Origin of the sequence: Vreelandella venusta, from assembly GCF_015689495.1 — a bacterium.
Taxonomy (GTDB): Bacteria; Pseudomonadota; Gammaproteobacteria; order Pseudomonadales; family Halomonadaceae; genus Vreelandella; species Vreelandella venusta.
This window is the reverse complement of the sequence record NZ_CP065135.1, coordinates 3,083,414-3,105,380: the sequence shown is the minus strand read 5'-3', so window position 1 is coordinate 3,105,380 and position 21,967 is coordinate 3,083,414. Positions and strand designations below refer to the sequence as shown.

Sequence of the window (21,967 nt, the reverse complement as noted above, 5' to 3'; positions counted from 1 at the left end):
TAAGGTGCTACAGTAGGGTGAATTTTATTTTTCTTTAGATTTTTCGCAGAGCAGTATGTTTAACTGCTATTTTTAGTGGTGCCTACAGGGCTGCTGCTATCTGTAAACCGACACAACTTGAAAAAGTGATGTCGGTTTCAATTAACCCCCAACCCCACTAACCCTCATCACCTCCTTGACCACCGCCTCATTCAACACCCCGCGTTTGGCTTCCACTAGCGTGAGCCAGTCGCGGGCACGGGTGATGCCGGTGTAAACCAGCTCGCGGGTGAGGATCGGGTTGATGGTGGGCGGTAGCAGCAGGGCGGTGTGCAGGAACTCCGAGCCTTGGGATTTGTGTACCGTCATCGCGAATACGGTTTCTACCGCGTGCAGGCGGGAGGGCAGCACCCAGCGGATGGGGTTATCGGCGTCGCTCGTGGCGCTTGATGAAGGAAAGGCCACTCTTAGCAGTTTCTGTTGCGGATTGCGGGGATCCGGCACGGCGAGGGTTATGCCGATATCGCCGTTCATTAGTTTTAGGCCGTAGTCGTTTTGGGTGACCAGCACCGGGCGGCCTTCATACCAGCCTTTTTCCAACGTGTAATCACTGCCAAACAGCAGCTTTTCGCTGCGCAGGGTTTTGGCGATATGCAGGTTTAAACCTTCTACTCCCCAGGGGCCTTTGCGCAGCGCGCATAGCAGTTGAAAGTGGCTGTAGGCACTGAGTACCTCGCTGGCCCAGGCGTTATAGGCCGCTGGGTTGTCCTCAAACGATTCCCCACGCGGGCGCTGCGCGTTTAGCACCTTTAGGTAGTGGCGATAGCCGGTGGGCGGGGCGATGGGTTCATGTTTATGGTTAGTGCGGCCTTCACCACCATTGAGAAACTTATCCGCGCTGCCATGAATCACCAACTTCTCCAGCGCGGTGTCCTCTGCAAGCGTTAGGTGGTGTAAGTCTGGGTAGCCATGGCGCAGCACGGCGTTAACGGCCTGCTGTTTTTCCCAGTCAGTTTGGGCATGGCTGGGCTGGTTAATCGCCTGGGCCAACTGGCCGATGCCGCTGTGTTCGTTAAAGCGGTGGCTTACTCGCAGCATGGTAATGGCTTGGTCGAGCGGCTGGCCGTCAGCATCCAGGTACTCTGGTGGCAGCGGCTGGCCGGTGGCGTGCTCCAGCCATTGGGCGGTTGCTGGGGTGTAGTGGGCGGCTTCGGCACGGCGGCATAAATCACCGAGTACCGAGCCAGCTTCTACCGAGGCTAGCTGGTCTTTGTCCCCCAGCAGCACGCACTGGGCATTGGCGGGCAGGGCGCTTAGCACGGCGGCCATCATTTCGATATCCACCATCGAAGCTTCGTCGATCACCAGTACATCCAGCGCTAGCGGGTTGGCGGCGCTGTGGCGGAAGTGGCGGGTGTCGGGGCGGGCGCCCAGCAGGCGGTGCAAAGTCGTCACTTCCGTAGGAATCGCTATGAGCGGTTGGTCGCTTGCCTGGTCTTCGCTTATAAGGCCATTCGTTAAGAGTTTTTCTAACTCTGCCAAGGGCAAACTGCTTACCTGACCGGCGATGGACTCATTCAGGCGGGCGGCGGCTTTGCCGGTGGGGGCGGCTAGGCGAATGCGCAGCGGCTGGCTGGGGGAGCGAGACAGTTGCAGGGTTTGCAGCAGGGCGAGCAGGCGCACCACGGTGGTGGTTTTGCCGGTGCCGGGGCCGCCGGTAATAACGCCGAAGCGGCTGCGGGCGGCTAGCGCACAGGCGGTTTTCTGCCAGTCGAGGCTGTCGCTGGGCTTGAACAAAACGTTCAGCGCCTGGGGGAGAAGATCGAAGGGGCTGTCGTCACCCGTCGCCGCTAACCGTGTGGCGATTTGCTGATGCAGGGTTTGCTCGTACTGCCAGTAGCGGCGTAGGTAGAGCCGCGTATGATTCTTATCACCGGCGCCTGAGTGAGTCGTTACTACCACCAGCGGTGTATTGCCAGGGCCTTCGCTGGTGAGCAGTGGGTGATGCAGTGCGGCTTGCCATTCGCTTAGCGTGAGCGTTGCCAGCACGTCGCTGGGTAGCGGTGGCGGGTCGCTTAAATCATCCCCTTCGGGCGGTAGCGAAAGGGCGAAATCCGGTGCGTTAAGCGTGGCGGTTAAATCCAGACACACATGGCCTCGGCCTAGCTGGTGGCTGGCCAAGGCGGCGGCTAACAGTAGCAGTGCGGGGGCATCCGCTGCTTCTGTTGCTAGAAAGCGCACCAGGGCGCGATCTAAATCGCGCAGCCAGCCTCTTGCTACCCAGCGTTCGCATAGGGTTAGTAATTCAGCGGTATCGCTTAACGCAGGGTGAGCGCTCACTGGCGTGGAAGCTGTGGTGGGCTGGGCATCCTGTGTTTCAACGGCATCGCCAAACAGGTCGAAGGTGTGGGTGTCTTTGGGCTTACTCATACCGTCGCTTCCTGTGCGGGGCTTGAAAACGATGCGCCTGCAAACAGGCTATCCAGTGCTTCGATCAGTTCAACCGGGGCTGGCTCGGAAAATACCCCGCGCCCTGGGCTGCGATTGCCACGTAGAAATACTGTCATTGAACCGCCCAAGTGCTGGTGCGGGTCGTAGTCGGGCAGGCGCGCTTTTAGCAGCCGATGCATAGCCAATAGGTAAAGCGCGGCCTGGAGGTCGTAGCGCTTGGCCAGCAGCGCATGGCGCAGGGCTTCCGGTTCGTAATCGCTGTCATTCGGCCCTAAATAGTTCGATTTCCAGTCCAGTACGTAAAAGCGCCCTTGGTGCTCGAAGGCTAAATCAATAAAGCCTTTGAGCATGCCGTTTAGGGTGTCGGTGTCCAGCGCTGGGCGCTCAATCCCTGGCAGTAAGTGCTTGCTTACCAGGGCATCAATTGCTTGGGTGTTGACCCGTTGGGCGGCCAGCCAGAACTCTAGTTCCACTTGGTAGCTGGTGAGTTCGGTGAGCGCGACGCTTTGCTGGTTTGGCGCGACCAGCGGTAACGGCGTGGTGAGCAGCGCTGAAAGCCAGCCAGCCAGCGGCTCCTGCCATGTTTGCCAGCCGCGTAGCTGTACGCGCCGCCATAGCATATCGTTGAGTGAATCTTGATCGTTAGCAGCGGCTGCAAAGCCTTGTCTGCCTGCCCATTCCAATAGCCCGTGCAGGAAAGTGCCCGGCCCTGGCCCTCTAGGAAATTTGTGTAGGTGGAAAGTGTCTGGCTGAGACAGCTCTTGAGACAGTTCTTGAAACAGTTCTTGAGACAGCTCTTGTGGTTCATCCAGTACTTCAAATGTTGTAGCTTCCTGGGCGGTGGTCGGCTCCAGTGGCGTGGCCGTGGGGGCGATGAGCGTGCCGGAAAGGCGCAGTGCCGAGTAGCTGGCAATCCACCAGTGTTCCTTGGCCGGGCGCGCGGGCGTGCGGGCGTGGCCAAGCGTGGCGCTTTGTTCAGAGAGAGCAAGGCGCTGGGCAGTGGGCGCCGGTGGCTCGCTGACAACAATCTCACTGCCGTGTGCCAGCGCTTCCAGCGCGCTGGTTAGTTCGGCTGGTGCCAGCGTTTTTCCGCCGCTAATCAGGTAGCCGAGGGCGCTATTTTCCAACCCTTGCAGCGGGGCTAGCCCCAGCCAAGTCGCGTGGCGGGCGCGGGTCAATGCCACATAAAGCTTGCGCAGGTCTTCCCCCAGGCGTTCGCGGTCGGCGGTGGCCAGGGTTTCTTCATCGGCGCTTAGGCTGAGCTGAAGATTGCCTTGGGCGTCGTGCCAGCGCAGCGGTATGTCTTTATCGCTTACCGGGCGGTGGTTGGCGATAAATGGTAGGAATACCAACGGGTACTCAAGCCCTTTGGATTTGTGGATGGTGACCACTTTGACCAAATCTGCGTCGCTTTCCAGGCGCAGCTTGTGGCTGTCGCCGTGGCTTTCCGGGTCGGCAATGGCTTCATACAGAAAGCGAATCAGCGCGTGTTCGCCATCCAGTTCTGCGCTGGCTTGCTGCAGCAATTCGCCCAAGTGCAGCAGGTCAGTGAGCAAGCGCTCACCCTCTTCGAATTCCCCCAGTAGGCGGGCGGGAATATCGAAATCCACCATCATACGGCGTACCAGCGGTAGCACACCTTGGCGCTGCCATAGGCGATGATAGTGGCTGAATTGCTCCACCCGCGCTTCCCAGGCCAGCTCGTTTTGTTGCAGGTGATCAAGGTCGGCCAAACTGAGCCCCAGCACGGGCGTCGCCAAAGCGGCGCGCAGATGGGCTTCGGCTTGGCGGGAGCTGGCCAGTGGCTCGGCGCAGGCGCGTAGCCAGCGTTCTACCTGCTGGGCCATGGGCGAGCTAAATACTTTATCGTGGTCGGAAAGGTAAACACTCTTCACCCCTCGGCTGGCCAGCGCTAAGCGAATGGCGCGGGCTTCCTGCAGGCCGTTGACCAGCACTGCCATATCGGAAGGTTTTAGCGGGCTTAGCTCATCGCCTTTCTGAAAACCGCTTTGGCCTTGTTTATTGCCACTTTGCGCTGCCGCGAGCAGTTCCACCATATAAGAGGCGCAGCGTTCGGCCATCTCGGTTTGGTAAGCGGTTTTGGAAAGAGGTTCTTCGCTTGTTAACGGCCACAGCGTCATGGCGGGCAGCGGCTGGCCTTGGTGTATCAGCTGTTCGTCGCGGCCTTTGGCATCTACCGATAAGAACGGCAGCGGGTTTTCGCCGCCTGATTGGCGAAATAGAAACGCCCCAGCCGGATGCTGATCGGCGTAGTGGAAGCAGTGATTGACGGCTTCCACCATGGCGCGGCTGGAACGGAAGTTGGTGCCCAGCGTGACGTGGCGGCCTGCTGTGTCTTGGCGGGCTTGCAGATAGGTGAAAATATCCGCACCGCGAAAGGCGTAGATGGCCTGCTTGGGGTCACCGATCAGTAGCATAGCGGCGTCGCGGCGGGGGTTGGCGACATCATAGACCGCGTTAAAAATGCGGTACTGAATCGGGTCGGTATCCTGGAACTCATCAATCAGCGCGACGGGGAACTGGCGCAGAATCTGCGCGGCCAGGGCGTCTTTGTTAGGGCCTTGCAGGGCGCGGTCTAAATGGGTGAGCAGATCATTGGGGCCCATTTCAGCGCGGCGTTCTTGCTCGCGCTCCATACGCACTTTGCACCACTGCACGGCGTGGATCAGCAGGTCGTTGCGTGGTTCGGGCAAGGCGTTGAGGGCGGCGGGCATGTCCGCCAGCGCTTCCCAGGCGGCCGGGCAGGGGGGCGCGCCGTCTTTCCATATCTCGGCCATGCCGTCTGGAGTCAGGCGTTTCCAGGCGGCGGGTGTCAACGCGGGGCGCTCAAGGTCGCTTTCGCACCATTCGCGCAGTGCGCCTAGCCAGCTGGCGCGGCTGTTGGCGTTGAAGCTTTGGCCTTTGAAGGCTTTACGTTTGGCGGCCTCTTCCAGTGCGGGCACCAGTTCATCTAGCCAAGCGGGCCAGGGAGCTTTTAACGTGCCTAATGTGGCGCTGCGTTCGGCTTCGGCAGCGCTTAGTGTGTCGGCTGGCGCGGGGCGCTGGCTACCCAAGGCGTCGCTTTCGTGGAGCAGTTTGCGTACATCTTCATGGAGTTTATCCGGCGATTTCCAGTAACAGGTAATGCTGCCCAGGGCGTCGGCATCCAGCGGGTAATAGAAGGTGCGCCAGTAGTCGCGCACCACTTCTTGTTCCAGTTCGCGCTGGTCGTTTTCCAGGTTGAGCGAGAACAGGCTGCCGCTATCGAAGGCGTGTTCGCGCAGCATGCGGTAGCACCAGCTGTGGATGGTGGAAACCGCGGCTTCGTCCATCCATTCGGCGGCTAGCTCCAGACGGCGGGCGCAGGCGGGCCAGGTGGCCTCTGCGTATTGCTCGCGGAGTTGGATAAGCAGAGAGTCTGAACCAGCATCATCAGTGGCCCTAAACACTGCGGCGGCTTCTACCAGCCGGTGGCGGATACGTTCGCGTAGTTCCTGGGTGGCGGCGTTGGTGAAGGTGACTACCAGAATTTCCGGTGGGGTTAGCGGGCGCACAAAGGCGCTGTGGTCTTCGCTGTGCTGCCCGCCCAGTACCAAGCGCACGTAGAGCAGCGCGATGGTGAAGGTTTTGCCCGTGCCCGCGCTGGCTTCAATCAGGCGGCTGCCGTGAAGCGGTAGCGTAAGTGGGTTAAGCGGGGCGGGCTGACTCATCACGGGTCTCCGAAAGTAAAGCGCCCCAGCGCGGGGCCAAGACTGTATGAGTGCCCCGCCACCTGATAATCTTGTCGCCAAGCCACTCTTAGGACGCTTAGTTTACGCTACCAGCGGCTTCGGTTCACTTACACGTAGGGATCTCATGCTGACCTCGCTTCTGGATAATGACTTCTACAAAATCACGATGCAGAACGCCGTGATCAAACGCTTTCCCTATGCACATGCACGCTACGCATTTATCAATCGTGGCCAGCACGCGTTTCCTGAAGGCTTTGGTACTGCGCTCCGCCACGAGGTCGATAAAATGGCAGCGCTTCGCCTGAGCGATCAGGAAAAGCGCTACCTGGAAGTTACTTGCCCTTATCTTGACCCGACCTATCTCGATTTTCTGGCCGGCTTTCGTTACGAACCCTCTGAGGTAATCATCGAGCAGCAGGGCAGTGAGCTGTCGGTGGTTATCGAAGGGCCTTGGTACCGCACTATCTTATGGGAAGTGCCGCTGATGGCGTTGATCAGCGAACTTTGGTATCGGCTACGTGGCGTCTCGGTGACCCATGATGACGATGCCCTGATCGAGCAACGCACCCAGGAAAAGATTGAGCTTTACCGCCGCTTAGGGCTGAAAATTGCCGAGTTCGGCACGCGTCGCCGTTTCTCATTTGAGGTTCATGATCGAGTGGTGGAAGCGCTGCGCCACTACGGTGGTGAAGCCTTCAGCGGTACTAGCAATGTGCTGTTGGCTATGCGTCACGATGTGAAGCCGATAGGCACCCACGCTCACGAGTGGTTTATGTTCCATGGCGCCCGCTTTGGCTTCAAAATGGCTAATAGTCTTGCCCTTGAGCATTGGGTGGATGTGTATCGTGGCGATTTGGGAATTGCCCTAACCGACACCTTCACATCGTCCGCTTTCTTCGACAGCTTCGATAAAAAGTTTGCCAAGCTGTTCGACGGCGTACGCCATGATAGCGGTGACCCGATTGAGTTTGCCTCCCAAACCATCGCGCACTATGAACGCTTGGGAATTAACCCACTTAGTAAAACGATCATTTTTTCGGATGCCTTAACGCCGGAAAAAGTCGAGCGCATTCAAGCGTTTTGTCAGGAACGGATTGGAATGGCGTTTGGCATCGGCACCAACTTCACTAACGATGTCGGCGCTGAGCCGATGAATATGGTGATCAAAATGGTCGAGGCGCGCCCTGAAGGACAGGGCTGGCTGCCGGTGATCAAACTCTCCGATGTGCCGGATAAGCATACCGGCGACCCGGAGATGATTTCGTTAGCAAAACGGATACTCTCGTTAAGCGAGACGAGTATTTAAGCTGGTTTTATGCTGGCCTAAAGAACCCGCATCACTAGGACGCCTGCCACCCATAGGCCAGCGCCAAAACTGGCGTGCGCGAAAAGACTACGCAGCCTGGCGGTGGTTGGCTGCGGCGTCTTGCGGGCGGCAATCCCTGCGCCCATACCAGGCTGCAGGATTAGAAACGGCGCAATTACCGTGATCACACCGAAGCCTAACGCAGCTATGAGTGTGGGGCGTGCCAGCCAGTTTGGCCCAACCAGCACTAAGAATATGATCGCGAAAGCGATGCCAATCAGGTAGTGGGCCAGCCATCCTAGCGCCATTTCTGCCTGAATCGGGGCGCTTTCACCAATCGGCCGGTGGATGAACCTGCCCTTCGGCAAATGCCCTAGCCAACGCCCGACCATAGCGTAATTCAGCGAGGGAATACCCAGCAGCCGCTTCTGCAGCAGCGCGACTATGTCCATAAAAGCAGTTGCTCCCAGGCCGAGCAGTAGCGCATCGGTCAGCAGCCCACTCATTGCTGCGCTCCTGGCATTTTTGCCCCGGTTGTCTCTGTGCTTGTTATCTTTGCTCTTGTTAACGGTTTAGCAACGGCGTATGGGCGGCTGTGCGTATTCAAAACAGGCATGCTTGTTAGACTCCTGACAGTGTGGATAGACGTGTGGCTAGAAGTGTGGGTGGATACGTAAGGGAGAAGCGTTGTAGCCTATTACTTCAAGTCAACTTTAAGTCAAGTGCCATGCTCGATATTTCCGAACTGTCTCGAAAAAGCGGTATTCCTGCCTCGAAATTGCGCTATTACGAGGAAGTTGGCCTGATTAGGTCGGTGGGGCGCAATGGTCTGCGGCGGGTTTTCGAGACCAGCGTTTTAACACGCTTGTCGCTGATTGCGTTGGGGCAGGTCGCGGGGTTTTCACTGGCCGAGATGCGCGACATGCTTGGCACGCAACGGCAGCCGGAAATCGACCGTGAAGCGGTGAGTGCTAAGGCAGATCTTCTGGATCGTCACATTAACGAACTGACAGCCCTTCGTGACGGTTTGCGTCATGTGGCGACCTGCACTGCGCCGAGCCATCTGGAGTGCCCGACGTTTCAACGTCTTATGCGCATCGCATTGGCTCGCCAGACTGGGCGAAAGCCTGAGCAGAAAAAGCGCCTTACGCAGAAAAACAGCCGTGCCAAGCAGAAAGGGAGTAAACCCTGATCACCACATGGCACGGTTGAGCTTGAATAGGGGCTAGACGAGGCGCTTAACGCATTACGATGCCGCTTTCTTGGCGTTATCTTTGTTCGCATCATCTTTCTTCGCATTACCTTTCACAGCGTAAAACAGCGGGGCGTACAGCGCTTCTGTGAGTTCGGCAAAGGTGTGCTTTTCGTTGGCGGTGCGGTCGAAAAGCAGCCGCTCGAAGCGGGGCCATTGGTGGCCGAGATAAGGGCTCTGGTCGGCTTCGCCGGTGGTTTTAAATCCGCTCTCATAGACTTTTTCGGCTGCGGCGTAGGCGTCGCTTTCCCTGCCTTTCTCAATCGCAATGTCAGGTGTGCCCAGTTTTGTCAGCCACGCAAAGGCGGCTTGGGGGGCTAGCGGAAGCGGCACTTCCAGGCCGCGTTGCCAGGCACTTAGCTGAGTTTCCAGGTGGGCGTGGGCGGTGTCGGCAGCGATAGGTTCCAGGGTGATATTGCCGGCCTTGGAAAGCAGCTGGGTGGTCATCGGACCGCTGAGATTGCCAGCCAGATGGGCAACCCAGTGGCGTAGCAGAAGATGCCACTGGTACTTGCTGTTCTTGATCAGGCTACTGCTGAGTAATAGCAGGCGGCAGCGGTTGCCCACGTCATCCTGGCGTAGCTCGCCCAGCCAATCTTCCAACGTAATTCCGTTACTGCCTGCCAGGTGAATAGCTGCTGGGTCACCTAGCGCAATCGGCCAAGCGTCCAGGGCTTCTTCGTAGTCGCTGAACAGGGCTTCCATCGGTTCTGCTAAGGCATCGCGCATACGCTCGCCAAAGGCACCCATGGCCAATACGCCTTGGCCCTGAAAACGCTCAAGGGCTGCGTGCAGTGCTTCAATGCGTGGCTCGCCGCGATCAATGGCGTGGCGCTGGGCGGCGATCAGTTGGTCTTGTAGCTGCCAGTTTTGCAGGCCATCCAGGGCGAACGGTTCTTCGTCCAGTTCGGCAATTGCTTCTTGCTCGAAATACACCCCCAGCCGGGTATTGAAAAAGGCGCGTACCGGCTCGCGCAGGAATTGGCCCAACTGGCCAAGCGTCAGGTTGGTGGGGATGTTTTCCGGTGGGGAAAGTGTCGGCTGAGCAGCTTGAGGCGTGCGCGGTGCGTGCACCTCGCGCCATTCATGTGCATAGGTAAACAGTCGCGTGACTTGCGGGTTGTTAGCAAAATAAGCGCGGCTAAACGGCTGCAGCGGGTGCTCGGTGGTTAGCGCTTCCAGCAGTGGCTTGCCGTTCTCGATCTGCCAGCCTGCTTCCAGGTGGTCACGCAGTTGGCCGACCAGTACCGAAGGCGGTAGCGGTGTGTTATCGATTTGGCTCCTGCCGACCCAGCTTATGTAGAGCTGATCGCGGGCGGAGAGCAGCGCTTCCAAAAACAGGTAGCGGTCATCTTCCCGGCGGGAGCGGTCACCGGGGCGGTAGTCACTGCCCATTAAATCAAAATCTAGCGGTGGCTGAGAGCGGGGGTACTCACCGTCGTTCATGCCCAGCAGGCACACGCGCTTAAACGGAATGGCGCGCATGGGCATTAGCGTGGCGAAGTTGACCGCACCGGCTAGAAAGCGCTGGGAAAGGCTGTGTTCATCAATCTGTGCCAGCCAGTGTTCGCGCACCATGGAGAGCGGCAGCGGTTCGGTTAACTGGGCTTCCTCGCTGCTTTCCAGCATTTGCTGCAAACCGTTTTCCAGCTTGGTGAGCATTACGCTTTCTTGGGCGTCGTCGGTCAGGAAGAAGGTTTCCAGCAGCGTGCGTAGGCGTGCTACCCAGTTGGCCGCATCGGTGGGCTGGCAGAAGGTTTCCCAGATCTCTTCGAGCTTTTCCAACAAGGTGGCTAACGGCCCGGCAAGGCCCGCTTCCAGCCCGCCGATATCGTCAAACGGCTCGATTCCTTGCCAAGCGTGGCCCTCGCCCACGGTGTAGCCGAGCAGCAAGCGGCGCAGGCCAAACGCCCAGGTGTTTTGGCTTAACCCGCCGGGTAGCTCAAGCGTCTGGCGCTGCTTGGCATTCAGCCCCCAACGAATGCCTGCACCCTCCATCCAGCGCTCGAGTACCGGTAGGTCGCGCTCTTCCAGTCCAAAGCGCTGGCGCAGGGCGGGTACATCGAGCAGATCCAGTAAGTCGCTGACCGAAAGGCGTAGCTCAGGTAGGCGCAGCAGCTTTTCCAGGGCAATCATCAGCGGTAGGCGGTGGCGGCTGGCTTGGTCGGAAAGCGTATAGGGAATATGTCGTGGGTCGTCGCTTGGTAGCTGGCCAAACACTGCGGCGATATGCGGCGCGTAGCGGTCGATATCTGGCACCATGACGATAATATCACGCGGGCGCAGGTCGGGGTCGGCGCTAAAGGCGGCCAGCAACTGGTCGTGAAGAATCTCAACTTCCCGCTGAGGGCCATGGGCAATATGAAACATCATGGAGTCATCGGCCGAGCTTAGCGCGGGCCAGTGGGTTTGAGTTTCCGCCACGGGGCGCAGCTCGCGAATATCATCTTGCAGTTGGCTGAGCAGGCAGTCGCGATCAACACCGTTAAACGGCTCGAACATATCGATCCGTAGCGCCTGCTGCTCAAACAGGGTTTGGTAGTTGCCCGAATCGTCGTGTTCATCCAGCAGGCGCAGGTAGTCGCGGCCCTGCTTGCCCCAAGCGGCGAGTAGCGGCTGGGCGTGAAGGTGCAGGGCATCGTCGGCGTCGCCAGTGCCCAATACATCTAGCGCTTCGGGCATACCGGTTTTGCGCCGCTGGCGGTAGCGGTTGGCGCGCAGTAAATCTTTGTGTTCGATGATATCTGCCCAGTAGAACTGGCAGGGGTTGTGCACACACAGCACGATTTGGCAGCAGCGAGAGAGTGCCGCCAGGGCTTCCAGGGTTTGTTGGGGCAGCGATGAAATACCAAAAATAATCAGCCGCCGAGGCAAACCGCGCGGGCAGGGCTGGCCTTCCAATTGTTCAGTCGCTTTCAAAAAGCGCCGATGCACCTGGGCACGGCTACTGTTGATGCCTGCATCGCCTTGGCTGGCGGCGACATCTTCGCGCAGAATGCGCCATAGCGCGGGCTGCCAGCGCTGGTGCTCTTCCAGCGGGCGGGGTTCGCCCCGAGCAGTAATCAGCACGTCATCACCGTTGGCCCAGGCATCCAGCCAGTCGGCGCGGTAGACCTGATACTGGTCGAACAAATCCGCCAGCCGCTCGGCCAGTTGGTAGTGCTTGCGCTGGTCGCGGTCGACTTCCAAGAACTGCGCCAGCGGCGCGAACACTTCCTGCCCCGCTAGCGTGGGCAGCAGGCGTAGCAGCCGCCATACCAAGCGCGATTTATCAAACGGCGAGGTTTCAGGCACCGCGTCGCCATCTTGATCAACATGGGTGAGCACCGTGCGGTAGGCCTGCCATAGAAACCGCGCGGGCAGCATGACATCCAGCGCGGCGGCGATACCTGCGCCGCCATTCTCTGGGTCTTCCGCCAACGCTAACTTTAACCACTGCCCAATGCCGTTGCTCTGCACCAGAATGGTCTCGTTTTCCAACGGTCCCAACGGGTGCAAGCGCATCCACTGCACCGCCAACCCGCGCAAGTCTTCCAGGCGGTTAGCGTGCACCACCATAAAGCCAGGGGTAAGCGACGTTGGCGAGAATGGCGTTGGTGAGCAGTGTGAATTGGCAGACATGCGGTGGTGTTCCTTCACGGCATTAGGCATTGGGAATAGCACGTAGCGCTATGGTGCCATAAGTTAAAGGAACCCGCGTGCATCAGAGCTAGGAACTTTTACAGAAGTTTGGTTATCATAAAAGATAACTTAACCGGAGCTTGGCTATGGAATGGCAGGTTAGTTTTTATCCCGGCGTAGAGAAAGAGATTCTCGGCATGCCGCCAAAAATACAAGCTAGAATGCTCCGGTTACTGGAAATGGTAGAGGAGCATGGCGCGAACTTAGGGCCACCGCATACAGAGTCGATGGGCGATGGTCTTTTCGAGATCAGAGCAAAAGCAAAAGAGGGCATCGGGCGTTCTTTGTTTTGCTATGTGCATGGACGACAGGTCGTGATTCTTTATGCATTTGTCAAAAAGAGCCAAAAAACGCCTCGTCAGGCGTTGATGTTGGCTCGATCAAGACAGCGCGAGGTGCAGTCGTGATTAACTTAAAAGCATTGAAAGAGCAGGCGCTTCAAAACCCTGATGTGAAAGCAGAGTATGAGCGTTTGGCGCCAGAGTTTGAGCTGGCGGCAACGCTTATTTCTATGCGTCAGCGTGCTGGCTTAACTCAGGAAGAGTTAGCCAAGCGCTTGCATACCCAGAAAAGTAACATCAGTAGGTTAGAGCGTGGAGATAGCAATCCCGGCTGGAAAACGCTGCAACGTTATGCGGATGCCTGCGGATTTGAGCTGTCTGTTCAGGCTCAGCGGCATAAAACCGCTATTTAACGTAAATAGTACGCTATAAGTGAGCCACTTGGGTTTGTCATCTTTGCTTGCGTGAACGCCATGGCATCGCCAAGCTATGTGGATACCGTGCGTAACGCGATGTGAGTCAAGCAAAGAGGAATTCCCCATGACCGAGCCGACTAATAATACCCGCCGCCATTCAGCCCAGGTGGTGGATGGCCCTGGCAAGGCGGCCAGCCGCGCAATGCTGCGGGCGGTGGGGTTTAACGACGATGACTTTACCAAGCCTCAGGTGGGCGTTGCCTCTACCTGGAGCATGGTGACCCCGTGTAATAGCCACATCGGTGAGTTAGCAGAGTTCGCCCGTGACGGTGCCGATGCGGCGGGTGGTAAAGGGGTGATCTTTAATACCATCACTATTTCCGATGGCATTGCTAACGGTACTGAAGGCATGAAGTACTCGCTGGTTTCCCGCGAGGTGATTGCCGACTCCATTGAAACCGTGGCGGGCTGTGAAGGCTTTGATGGGCTGGTGGCGATTGGCGGTTGCGACAAAAATATGCCGGGTTGCGTGATGGGCTTGGCACGGCTGAATCGTCCCAGCGTGTTTGTGTATGGCGGCACCATTATGCCCGGTAAAGGCCATACCGATATCGTGTCGGTATTTGAGGCGATGGGCGCGCACTCCCGTGGTGATATTGATCTGATCGAGCTTAAAAACATCGAAGAAACCGCGATTCCTGGCCCGGGTTCCTGTGGCGGTATGTACACCGCCAATACCATGGCGTCTGCCATTGAAGCATTGGGTATGAGCCTGCCGGGCAGCTCGGCGCAGAACGCCATTTCCCAAGATAAGCGCGATGACTGTAAAGCGGCGGGCGAGGCCGTACTGGCACTGCTGGCCAGTGACATTAAGCCTTCTGACATCATGACCCGCGAAGCGTTTGAGAATGCGATTACCGTGGTGATTGCGCTGGGCGGTTCTACCAATGCGGTGCTGCATTTGATTGGCATGGCGCGCACCATTGGCGTGGAACTGACCCTTGCCGACTTCACCGAGATCGGCAAGCGCGTACCGGTGGTCGCTGACCTGCGTCCCAGTGGCCACTATATGATGAGCGAGCTGGTGGCGATTGGTGGCATTCAGCCGCTGATGAAAATTTTGCTGGATGCTGGGTTGCTGCACGGCGACTGCTTAACAGTGACCGGTAAGACGCTGGCCGAAAACCTGGAAGAGGTTGAGCCTTACCCCATGGATCAACAGATTATTGCGCCGCTGGGTAACCCGCTTAAAGCCGAAAGCCATCTGCGCATTCTGTTTGGTAACCTGGCGCCGGAAGGTGCAGTGGCCAAAATTACCGGTAAGGAAGGTACGCGCTTTAGCGGTTCGGCGCGGGTGTTTGGCTCTGAAGAAGAGGCTCAGGCGCGCATTAATGACGGTACCGTAGTAGCGGGCGATGTGGTGGTGATTCGTTATGAAGGGCCAAAAGGTGGCCCCGGCATGCGCGAAATGCTCACGCCAACGTCTGCGATTATGGGGCGTGGCCTGGGAAATGATGTGGCGTTGATTACCGATGGGCGTTTCTCCGGCGGCAGCCATGGCTTTGTGGTTGGCCACGTATCACCGGAAGCCTTCGATGGCGGCCCGCTGGCGCTGGTGCAGGATGGCGATGCCATCACTATTGATGCCGAGGCCGACACCATTGAAGTGGACATCAGCGATGAAGAGATGATGCGCCGCCGCGCCGCCTGGCAGCAGCCAGAACCGCGTTATCGCAAAGGCGTGCTGGCCAAGTATGCTAAGTTGGTCAGTTCTGCCAGTACGGGTGCGGTAACCGATTAACCTGCACCTCAATACGTGAAGGTACCTGGATCAGCCCGCGGGTGCCTCATTCGCTCGTTCCTCGCGAGATTCGTTACCACGCGCTACTTAATTCATTGAATAAGCAGATTTTGTAGTGCGGTGTAAGCTTCAGTGCCTGGATAAGCTCGCGGGTGTCTCATTCGCTCGTGCCTCGCGAGATTCGTTACCACGCGCTACTTAATTCATTGAATAAGCAGATTTTGTAGCGCGGTGTAAGCGTCAGTGCCTGGATCAACCCGCGGGTGCCTCATTCGCTCGTGCCTCGCGAGATTCGTTACCACGCGCTACTTAATTCATTGAGTAAGCAGATTTTGTAGCGCGGTGTAAGTGTCAGTGCCTGGATCAGCCCGCGGGTGCCTCATTCGCTCGTGCCTCGCGAGATTCGTTACCACGCGCTACTTAATTCATTGAATAAGCAGATTTTGTAGCGCGATGTAAGCGTCAGCGCACCCGCGTTGATGAAGCCCCAGCGGATAATCGTGCACACTGTCATCACTGTGTCAGCTTTAATCGGTAGGTTAGGCCTTTTGTCCACATGGGGAAGCTTACGCTATGGCTGAAAAGCACCATCTGAACGAGCGGGTAAGCGAGGTGTTTTGGGCGTTTTTAGCCTTGGGGCTGACCTCGTTTGGCGGGCCGGTGGCTCACCTGGGCTATTTTCGAACGGCTTTTGTGGAGCGCCGACAGTGGTTAAGCGAAAGCGCCTACGCGGATCTTGTGGCGCTGTGCCAATTTTTGCCGGGGCCTGCCAGTAGCCAAGTGGGCTTTGCTTTGGGATTAATGCGCGCCGGGCCTTGGGGGGCGGCCATGGCATGGCTGGCATTCACGCTGCCTTCCGCCATAGTACTGGTGCTGTTCGCGTTTGGCGCGGCGGTACTGGATGGCCCGATTGCCAGCGGCATCATTCATGGCTTAAAAGTTGTCGCGGTAGCCATTGTGGCCCACGCGGTGTGGGGCATGGCGCGTAACCTTTGCCCTGATAAAACCCGGGTGGGAATTGCGCTGGCGGCGGTGTTTGTAGTCGTTATGGTCAGTGGGCCGCTGGGGCAGGTCGCTGCGATTGTGCTAGGCGGTATCGCCGGGTTGGCACTATGCCGCAGTATTGCCGCGGTTACGCCCAGTGAGCCACTGCAGTTTCCAGTCTCTCACCGTGCAGGCACGATGGCGTTGGGGCTGTTCGCTGTGCTGCTGATAGTACTACCGCTAATGGCAGGCAGCGCTGGGTGGCTAACAGTGGCCGATGCGTTTTATCGCTCTGGTGCGCTGGTATTTGGCGGTGGGCATGTGGTGCTGCCGCTGCTGGAAGCGGAAGTGGTGCAATCTGGCTGGATTACCGCAGATGAGTTTTTGGCAGGCTATGGGGCTGCCCAGGCGGTGCCCGGCCCGTTATTCACCTTTGCTGCTTACTTGGGCGCGCTGTTGCCCGGTATCAATAGCGTGGTTGGTGCGCTGCTGGCGCTATTGGCGATCTTTATTCCTGGCTTTTTACTGTTGGTGGGCGTGTTGCCCTTTTGGAATCATTTTCGCCGTTGGCAGAGCGCTCAGGCGTTGATGCGCGGTGCTAACGCGGCAGTGGTGGGTATTTTAGGCGCGGCGCTTTATCAGCCGGTATGGACCAGCGCGATTATCGGGCCTTATGAATTTGTTTTGGCGCTGACGGGCTTTTTACTGCTGACCGTCTGGAAGCTACCGGCGTGGATTGTGGTGATCGTCATCGCCTTGGGTGGGGTAGTGATCACGCTGTAGCATCACTACCCCAGTCTGTTTATACGCGGCTTACTCTTACCGGAAGACCTTGGCGCACACTGGCGCCGCTAATCGGTTCAAGCCAGGTGCCGCCGACCTCCCGCGTAGGGTCTTGAAAGCCTAGGTCGTTGATGTTAATGCCGGCGCGCATCCAGGGCATATCTGGCTGGGATTGACCGTCAATGATGTGTGGCGTGGCACCTAAGTCTTTATGCCCGTAGCCGTGCTCAATGCCTAATGCACCGGGCACAACGCTTTCGCTCACCAGCGCAAGCCCCACTATGCTTCCGCCTGGGCTTTCAATGCGGATGGTGTCGCCATGCTGGATGCCGAAGCGCTCGGCATCTTGGCGGTGCATTTGTACCGGGTTATACGGCTTGATCATTCTTAGCCGCTCGTTACCAATGGCGTAAGAGTTCATCAGGTTGGACTTGAACGAAAACGCCAGCAGCGGCCACTCCTGCTCTGAAAACACCTCACGCATGGGCTGCTTGTTGGCGAGCTGTGGCAACTTGTGACAGGGCACGCCGCTATTGGGTAACCCGTTAGTAGTATCAATGCTGGTGCCCACCGCTTCGTTATACACACATAGCGTTTTTTGCCACTGATGTTTCAGGTGCTCGCCGACAAAGTGTTCGCTTGCCTCTTCGAAACGCCCACCCCGAGCGTAAAGGTAGGCAACGCGGCCGCGCTCATCGGCTTTCAGTGTACGCTCGATTTTAGGCAGCAGCGGGGTAATGCCGCCATGAGTAATGTCCGCGGCGTTCGCTTCGGGCAGTGGTTCATCTTGAAAGGCAATATTGGCGGCCGCCCGTAGGTAATAGTCTTCAGCGCGGTTGAGCGGATGGAGATTGCCGTCGGCATCGGGAATGGCGTTGTCGCCGAAGCCTGGCAGTCCTAGCCGTTTAGCAACCGCGATAAAGAAGCTGTCCATAGAAACCGGCTCGCCTTCGGCGGTTTTTTGCTGGCGGGGCTCAACGACTGGCCAGCAAGCGGTGGAGAGTTTGCCCAGCGTGCCTTTCCAGGAGCCTGCAAAGCCCCAGACTTCGTACATCACCGAATCAGGCACAATGTAGTCGGCATAGCGATTGGTTTCATTGATAAACCCATCGATGGCAACAAAGAGGCCCAACCGTTTGGGGTCTTTCAGCTTATCGACAATTACTCCTTTCAGGCCCGCTTGACCATAAATTGGATTAGCCATACAGCCAATCACCGCTTTGATCGGGTAGGGGTAGCCATCCAGTGCGGAAGGTAAGTGCTCGGTGAGCGTTGGCGGTGCCAGTGAACGCCAGGGTGCCTTCGCGGGATAGGGGTTTTCGCCTGTCGCGAGCTTGCGCTGGTACTCCGATGATTTCTCATAGGGAAAACGTGAGCGGGAGAGGAACACGCCTTGGGGCCCGCGTTTGCCTGGGAAGTTGGCGAGGTCGTAGCGGGGGCCTTCGCCGGTGCCGTTATAGGTTCCACCGCCCACGGCGCTGCCACCTTTCATATTGTAGTTGCCAGCCAACAGGTTAAGCATTTGCACGCCAAACGCGGCGTAAAAGCCATTGCCTGACATCATGCCGCCGTGGCAGTTAACGGCGGCTTTCCTGCCATGGCTAGCATAACGTTGAGCCAGCTCGATGATCGTTGTTTTGGCAATGCCGCAATGTTCAGCGTAGGTGTCTAGGTCGTACTGATTGGCGGATTCGCGCAGCAGCGCTAGGCTGGTTTTGACGGTGACGGTGGTGCCATCCGCCAGGGTGACTGGGCGTTCGGCAAACAGGTCGGCGGTCATTACCTGTTCGCTCAGTGCCAAGTCGCCCTCTGACACCACGACGGGGATGTCGGCATCGCTACCTGGCTCGGCAAAACCAAGGTCGCTGGCGCGCAAAAAGTAGCCTCGGCGCGGATGCTCGAAGGTATCAATCACTAAATGGGTGGCATTGGAGTGGGTGGTTTCCCCCGCTGCATCGGCGGCGGCTTGACCGGGTAGTTCAAGAAATTCCTTGGCATAACCGTCGTTATCCAGTAGCCACTGAATAATCGCCATGGCAAAGGCGCTATCGGTGCCAGGACGGATCGGCACCCAGCGGTTGTTGTCGGCGGCATGGGAAGTCGCAGCGTTCAACGCGGGGTCCACCACCACATATTCCAGCGTGCCGGCGGCGCGTGCCTGTGCAAGCAAGCGGCCTTGGCGTTTAAATGGGTTACCTGCCTGGCTGGGGGCGCAGCCGATATACATGATAAAGCGTGCGTTCTGGATATCTGGCTTTACGTGAGCGTTCGTGACGATGTTATTCATCACTGCTCCAGACCCCATGCGGAACGCTAGGCCACAGTAAGCGCCATGATGGCCATAGTTGCGGGTCGCAAAAGCGTTCAAGGTGAAGCGTTTAAGTAAATCCGAGCGTCCGTAGTCAGTGGCTTCCATGACCATCAACTGATTAGCTTTTGGGCCGTACTCAGGGTTGTCGGGGTCAATCAGCGTATCGTGGTCGCGAATGTCACGCAGGCCGTCTACCTTTCCTTCACCGAACAGATCGCCTCCTTCGCAAATTTCCTCGATAAGTTGCTCAAACGATATTTTTTGCCACTCGCGACTGCCTCGTTCACCGACCCGTTTAAGGCAGTGATCAATACGGAACGGGTTGGTGATCTGGCTCATCATTGCGTTGCCACGGGCGCACGCGGTGGAGCGGTTAACTTGCCCGTGTTCTTGGTAAGCACTCACGCTGCGCAATGCATCCTCCACCGGTGTGCGCATTGGCAAATGGTCATCGGCAGAAAGCGGATGATAGGGGTTGCCAGCTACTCGTAGCACTTCGCCGCGCGTGTCATCGACTCGCACGCGCACTCCACACTGGGTGGTGCAGCCGTAGCAAATAGTAAAAGCCACCCGTTGATCGGGGGTGAGGGTTAGTTCGCCGGTTGTTAAATCGACACGATATTCAGGCGTCAGCGAATTGCCATGAATATTATGCTGCGGTTTTTCACCTGCGCTGCCGGTAATGCCTTTGGCCATTTTAGCCAGCGGGTCGGCGTAGCCCACGGCAAAGGTAGCGGCACCGCCAGCGGCAGCGGCGCCTTTTAGAAAGCGACGGCGTGAGGGATCTTGAGCGGACTTAGCCATGACTAGGCGCTCCTTTGTTAGCAGTGAGTGGGGAGCGGGATGCATCCTGGGCGTTGCCTGGTAGCTGGCTACCTTGTTGAGCCTGTCGCCATGGAATAAATAGTTCGATCAATAAAATGGCCGCCAGCCACAGCCCGAAAGTGCCGACAATGCCTAAAATGCCGGAAGAACCAGCAGGGATACCGTAATGATGGAAACCTGCGCTGTTACGAGCCACATGTTGAACATCCATCAGCACTACCCAGCGGAACATCCAGCCCATGTGGATAGCCACCAGCCCTAGCAACCATGCCCAGGCAAACAGTACTGGCTGGCGCTGAGCCGAACGTGTTAACAGAAATACCACGCTGACGAATAGCGCTACGCCGGTAAGGCCACCCCAAAGTGCGGTGTTGCGCCAAGAGGGGCTGAAACGGACAGACTCCAGTGCCGCCGCTACTGAACCAACGTGGGCATTCAGGCCGTCTAATAGCCAACTGAGTGCGATAAGCCCCGCTAGCGCACAGAAGACTAGCAAGACATAAAGCATCTGCCGGATAACGGCGGGCGCGCAGAGTCCGCTCACGCGGCTGAGGACCAGTATTAACCCAGCGGCGGCAATAAATCCGCTCGCTACCAGCATGGGCGGTAGCCAAATGGTGTTCCATAACGGGCGGGCTTTGACGATAGCTAACTCCGCTCCGGTGTAGAGCATAATGCCGCTTGATAGTACCAGGGCGGCTAATCCCACCAGAGCCACCAGCGCTTTGGGTGTCGCACCACTGCCCATGCTCAGCCACTTGGCGATCAACCCGCTCAGCCCCGCTGCCTGTTGCCGGGCCTGCAGCGCGGGTCGCCAAGCCAGCCAGGCGAAGCCTAAAACGCTGGCCAGATACAGCGGCAGCACCACACTGCCAATCGACATCCACGAATGCGTATTGGCGTAGGCGTAGAAATGCCAAAAGCGCAGTGGCTGATGTAGATCTGCCAATAAGGCCACCGGCGCGACTAACGTTGTGCTGACGCAGGCGATCATTGCCAGACGTGCTGTAGGCAACCAGGATTGCTTGCCAAACACCAGTGCGGGCGCTGCCAGCCAAAGGCTGGCGTAGGAGACCGCAATCATAAAAAAGTACTGCACTGCCCAGGGATACCAGGCGATGTCATAGCGTGGGGCGAGTAGTTCAATGGTGGAATTCATAGCCCATCTCCTGGCCGTGTGGGTCGAGCACTTCAAGCGCCACGGGTTCTGCCACGGGGCGCGTAGTGAATCGTTCGTCCATACCTAAATAGAACACTTGGGGAAGGGTGTTTTTTTCTGGCTGAAGCACCATGAGCGCGTCGCGATGCTCGTTGATCAGACGGCTGATTTGGCTGTCTGGATTGCGCATGTCGCCAATAATGCGGGCACCACCCACACAGCTTTCAACGCAGGCAGGCAGTAGCCCTGCTTCTAAACGGTGAGCACAGAAGGTGCATTTGTCGGCAGTTTGAGTGCGTTCGTTAATAAAACGGGCATCGTAGGGGCAGGCGTTGACGCAGTAAGCACAGCCGACGCAGCGGTCACTATCGACGACAACGATGCCATCCTGCTGTTGATAGGTCGCCTCAACGGGACAAACCGGCACACAGGGCGGATTTTCGCAGTGGTTACATAGCCGCGGCAGCATAAACGTTGCCAGTTCACCACTTTCTTGGTGTTGCACTTCGTATTGAGAGACAGTGGTTCGAAACTGGCCAAGCGGTGCAGCATTCTCGATATGGCACGACACCGTGCAGGCTTGGCAGCCGATGCATTGGCGAAGGTCGATTAGCATGCCGTAGCGTTTGCTAGGGTCGCCCTCGCGGCGGGCAGGCTGCTGATTAATGCCAGCTTGAGCAAGACTGGATAGCGGCACTAGCGCAGCGCCCGCGCTTAGTCGGGCCAATTGGCCTAGCAACGACCGACGAACGGCGTCCATAACGCCTCCTTAGCTGATAAAGATGTTGCTGTAGAAACAAGTCGTTGTTTCACAGCGAGTGATCTGGATACGCTAAGGTTACGCCTTTGGTATTATAAAAAGTTGATATGTGTCAATGGGTTAGCGAGAGTTTCTTAATGCTCCCTTAATCCTGGAACGCTAATTGGCTGTTTTGAAACAAAAACAGGCCTGCCCAGCGGGCAAGCCTGTTAGCAAACAAAGGGGATGAATGATTACGTTAGGTAGC

General features: G+C 57.6%; 13 protein-coding genes. 6 read left to right on the top strand and 7 right to left on the bottom strand.

Annotation, left to right across the window (positions count from 1 at the left end; translation table 11 throughout):
• Positions 1-141: 141 nt before the first annotated feature.
• Positions 142-2,409: an exodeoxyribonuclease V subunit alpha gene (gene recD, locus IR195_RS14560; RefSeq protein WP_206047920.1), complete on the bottom strand. Its 2,268-nt coding sequence runs from the start codon at positions 2,407-2,409 to the stop codon at positions 142-144.
• Entirely contained in the window at positions 2,406-6,140 is a 3,735-nt protein-coding gene (gene recB / locus IR195_RS14555) for an exodeoxyribonuclease V subunit beta (RefSeq protein WP_206047919.1), read from the bottom strand. The genes recD and recB overlap by 4 nt, the downstream gene beginning before the upstream one ends.
• 145 nt (positions 6,141-6,285) lie before the next feature.
• On the opposite strand from recB, the gene pncB reads away from it, so the two are divergent.
• Positions 6,286-7,467: a nicotinate phosphoribosyltransferase gene (gene pncB / locus IR195_RS14550; protein ID WP_089039424.1), complete on the top strand. Its 1,182-nt coding sequence runs from the start codon at positions 6,286-6,288 to the stop codon at positions 7,465-7,467.
• Between the two features lie 17 nt (positions 7,468-7,484).
• On the opposite strand, the gene IR195_RS14545 is transcribed toward pncB, so the two are convergent.
• Positions 7,485-7,973, bottom strand: a complete 489-nt coding sequence (locus IR195_RS14545) for a DUF2938 domain-containing protein (RefSeq protein ID WP_206047918.1) — start codon at positions 7,971-7,973, stop codon at positions 7,485-7,487.
• A 221-nt stretch (positions 7,974-8,194) separates the two neighbouring features.
• On the opposite strand from IR195_RS14545, the gene IR195_RS14540 reads away from it, so the two are divergent.
• Positions 8,195-8,659 (top strand): helix-turn-helix domain-containing protein, encoded by a 465-nt coding sequence (locus tag IR195_RS14540; protein WP_206047917.1) that lies wholly within the window; start codon positions 8,195-8,197, stop codon positions 8,657-8,659.
• Between the two features lie 54 nt (positions 8,660-8,713).
• Here the strand turns inward: IR195_RS14540 and recC are convergent, their stop codons facing one another.
• Positions 8,714-12,340, bottom strand: coding sequence for an exodeoxyribonuclease V subunit gamma (gene recC / locus IR195_RS14535; RefSeq protein WP_206047916.1), 3,627 nt, complete (start codon positions 12,338-12,340; stop codon positions 8,714-8,716).
• A gap of 146 nt (positions 12,341-12,486) precedes the next feature.
• Between recC and IR195_RS14530 the strand changes: the two genes are divergently transcribed.
• From IR195_RS14530 to chrA, 4 genes are all read left to right on the top strand, one after another.
• Positions 12,487-12,807, top strand: a complete 321-nt coding sequence (locus IR195_RS14530; RefSeq protein WP_038477087.1) for a type II toxin-antitoxin system RelE/ParE family toxin — start codon at positions 12,487-12,489, stop codon at positions 12,805-12,807.
• On the top strand, positions 12,804-13,094 hold the full coding sequence (locus IR195_RS14525; RefSeq protein ID WP_241006732.1) for a helix-turn-helix domain-containing protein: 291 nt from the start codon (positions 12,804-12,806) through the stop codon (positions 13,092-13,094). Before IR195_RS14530 ends, IR195_RS14525 begins: the two co-directional genes overlap by 4 nt.
• Before the next feature lie 127 nt (positions 13,095-13,221).
• Positions 13,222-14,898 carry a dihydroxy-acid dehydratase gene (gene ilvD, locus IR195_RS14520; protein ID WP_120386581.1) on the top strand — a complete coding sequence of 559 codons (1,677 nt, stop codon included), beginning with the start codon at positions 13,222-13,224 and terminating at the stop codon, positions 14,896-14,898.
• Positions 14,899-15,471: 573 nt separating this feature from the next.
• Positions 15,472-16,665, top strand: a complete 1,194-nt coding sequence (chrA, locus tag IR195_RS14515) for a chromate efflux transporter (RefSeq protein WP_206047915.1) — start codon at positions 15,472-15,474, stop codon at positions 16,663-16,665.
• 19 nt (positions 16,666-16,684) lie between these two features.
• Here the strand turns inward: chrA and IR195_RS14510 are convergent, their stop codons facing one another.
• Genes IR195_RS14510 through dsrO form a run of 3 tightly spaced genes read right to left on the bottom strand, consistent with a single transcriptional unit; the run spans position 16,685 to position 21,720 of the window.
• Positions 16,685-19,780, bottom strand: a complete 3,096-nt coding sequence (locus tag IR195_RS14510; RefSeq protein WP_206047914.1) for a molybdopterin dinucleotide binding domain-containing protein — start codon at positions 19,778-19,780, stop codon at positions 16,685-16,687.
• Entirely contained in the window at positions 19,773-20,960 is a 1,188-nt protein-coding gene (gene nrfD, locus IR195_RS14505; RefSeq protein WP_206047913.1) for an NrfD/PsrC family molybdoenzyme membrane anchor subunit, read from the bottom strand. The genes IR195_RS14510 and nrfD overlap by 8 nt, the downstream gene beginning before the upstream one ends.
• Positions 20,944-21,720, bottom strand: a complete 777-nt coding sequence (gene dsrO / locus IR195_RS14500; RefSeq protein ID WP_125750271.1) for a sulfate reduction electron transfer complex DsrMKJOP subunit DsrO — start codon at positions 21,718-21,720, stop codon at positions 20,944-20,946. The genes nrfD and dsrO overlap by 17 nt, the downstream gene beginning before the upstream one ends.
• Between the last annotated feature and the right edge of the window lie 247 nt (positions 21,721-21,967).

What these genes read in the sequence shown, in the direction of transcription:
- IR195_RS14540 (WP_206047917.1), top strand. Translation starts at nt 8,195, where the DNA reads ATGCTCGATATTTCCGAACTGTCTCGAAAAAGCGGTATTCCTGCCTCG.
- dsrO (WP_125750271.1), bottom strand. Translation starts at nt 21,720, where the DNA reads ATGGACGCCGTTCGTCGGTCGTTGCTAGGCCAATTGGCCCGACTAAGC.
- nrfD (WP_206047913.1), bottom strand. Translation starts at nt 20,960, where the DNA reads ATGAATTCCACCATTGAACTACTCGCCCCACGCTATGACATCGCCTGG.
- recB (WP_206047919.1), bottom strand. Translation starts at nt 6,140, where the DNA reads ATGAGTCAGCCCGCCCCGCTTAACCCACTTACGCTACCGCTTCACGGC.
- IR195_RS14510 (WP_206047914.1), bottom strand. Translation starts at nt 19,780, where the DNA reads ATGGCTAAGTCCGCTCAAGATCCCTCACGCCGTCGCTTTCTAAAAGGC.
- chrA (WP_206047915.1), top strand. Translation starts at nt 15,472, where the DNA reads ATGGCTGAAAAGCACCATCTGAACGAGCGGGTAAGCGAGGTGTTTTGG.
- IR195_RS14545 (WP_206047918.1), bottom strand. Translation starts at nt 7,973, where the DNA reads ATGAGTGGGCTGCTGACCGATGCGCTACTGCTCGGCCTGGGAGCAACT.
- recD (WP_206047920.1), bottom strand. Translation starts at nt 2,409, where the DNA reads ATGAGTAAGCCCAAAGACACCCACACCTTCGACCTGTTTGGCGATGCC.
- IR195_RS14530 (WP_038477087.1), top strand. Translation starts at nt 12,487, where the DNA reads ATGGAATGGCAGGTTAGTTTTTATCCCGGCGTAGAGAAAGAGATTCTC.
- pncB (WP_089039424.1), top strand. Translation starts at nt 6,286, where the DNA reads ATGCTGACCTCGCTTCTGGATAATGACTTCTACAAAATCACGATGCAG.
- recC (WP_206047916.1), bottom strand. Translation starts at nt 12,340, where the DNA reads ATGTCTGCCAATTCACACTGCTCACCAACGCCATTCTCGCCAACGTCG.
- ilvD (WP_120386581.1), top strand. Translation starts at nt 13,222, where the DNA reads ATGACCGAGCCGACTAATAATACCCGCCGCCATTCAGCCCAGGTGGTG.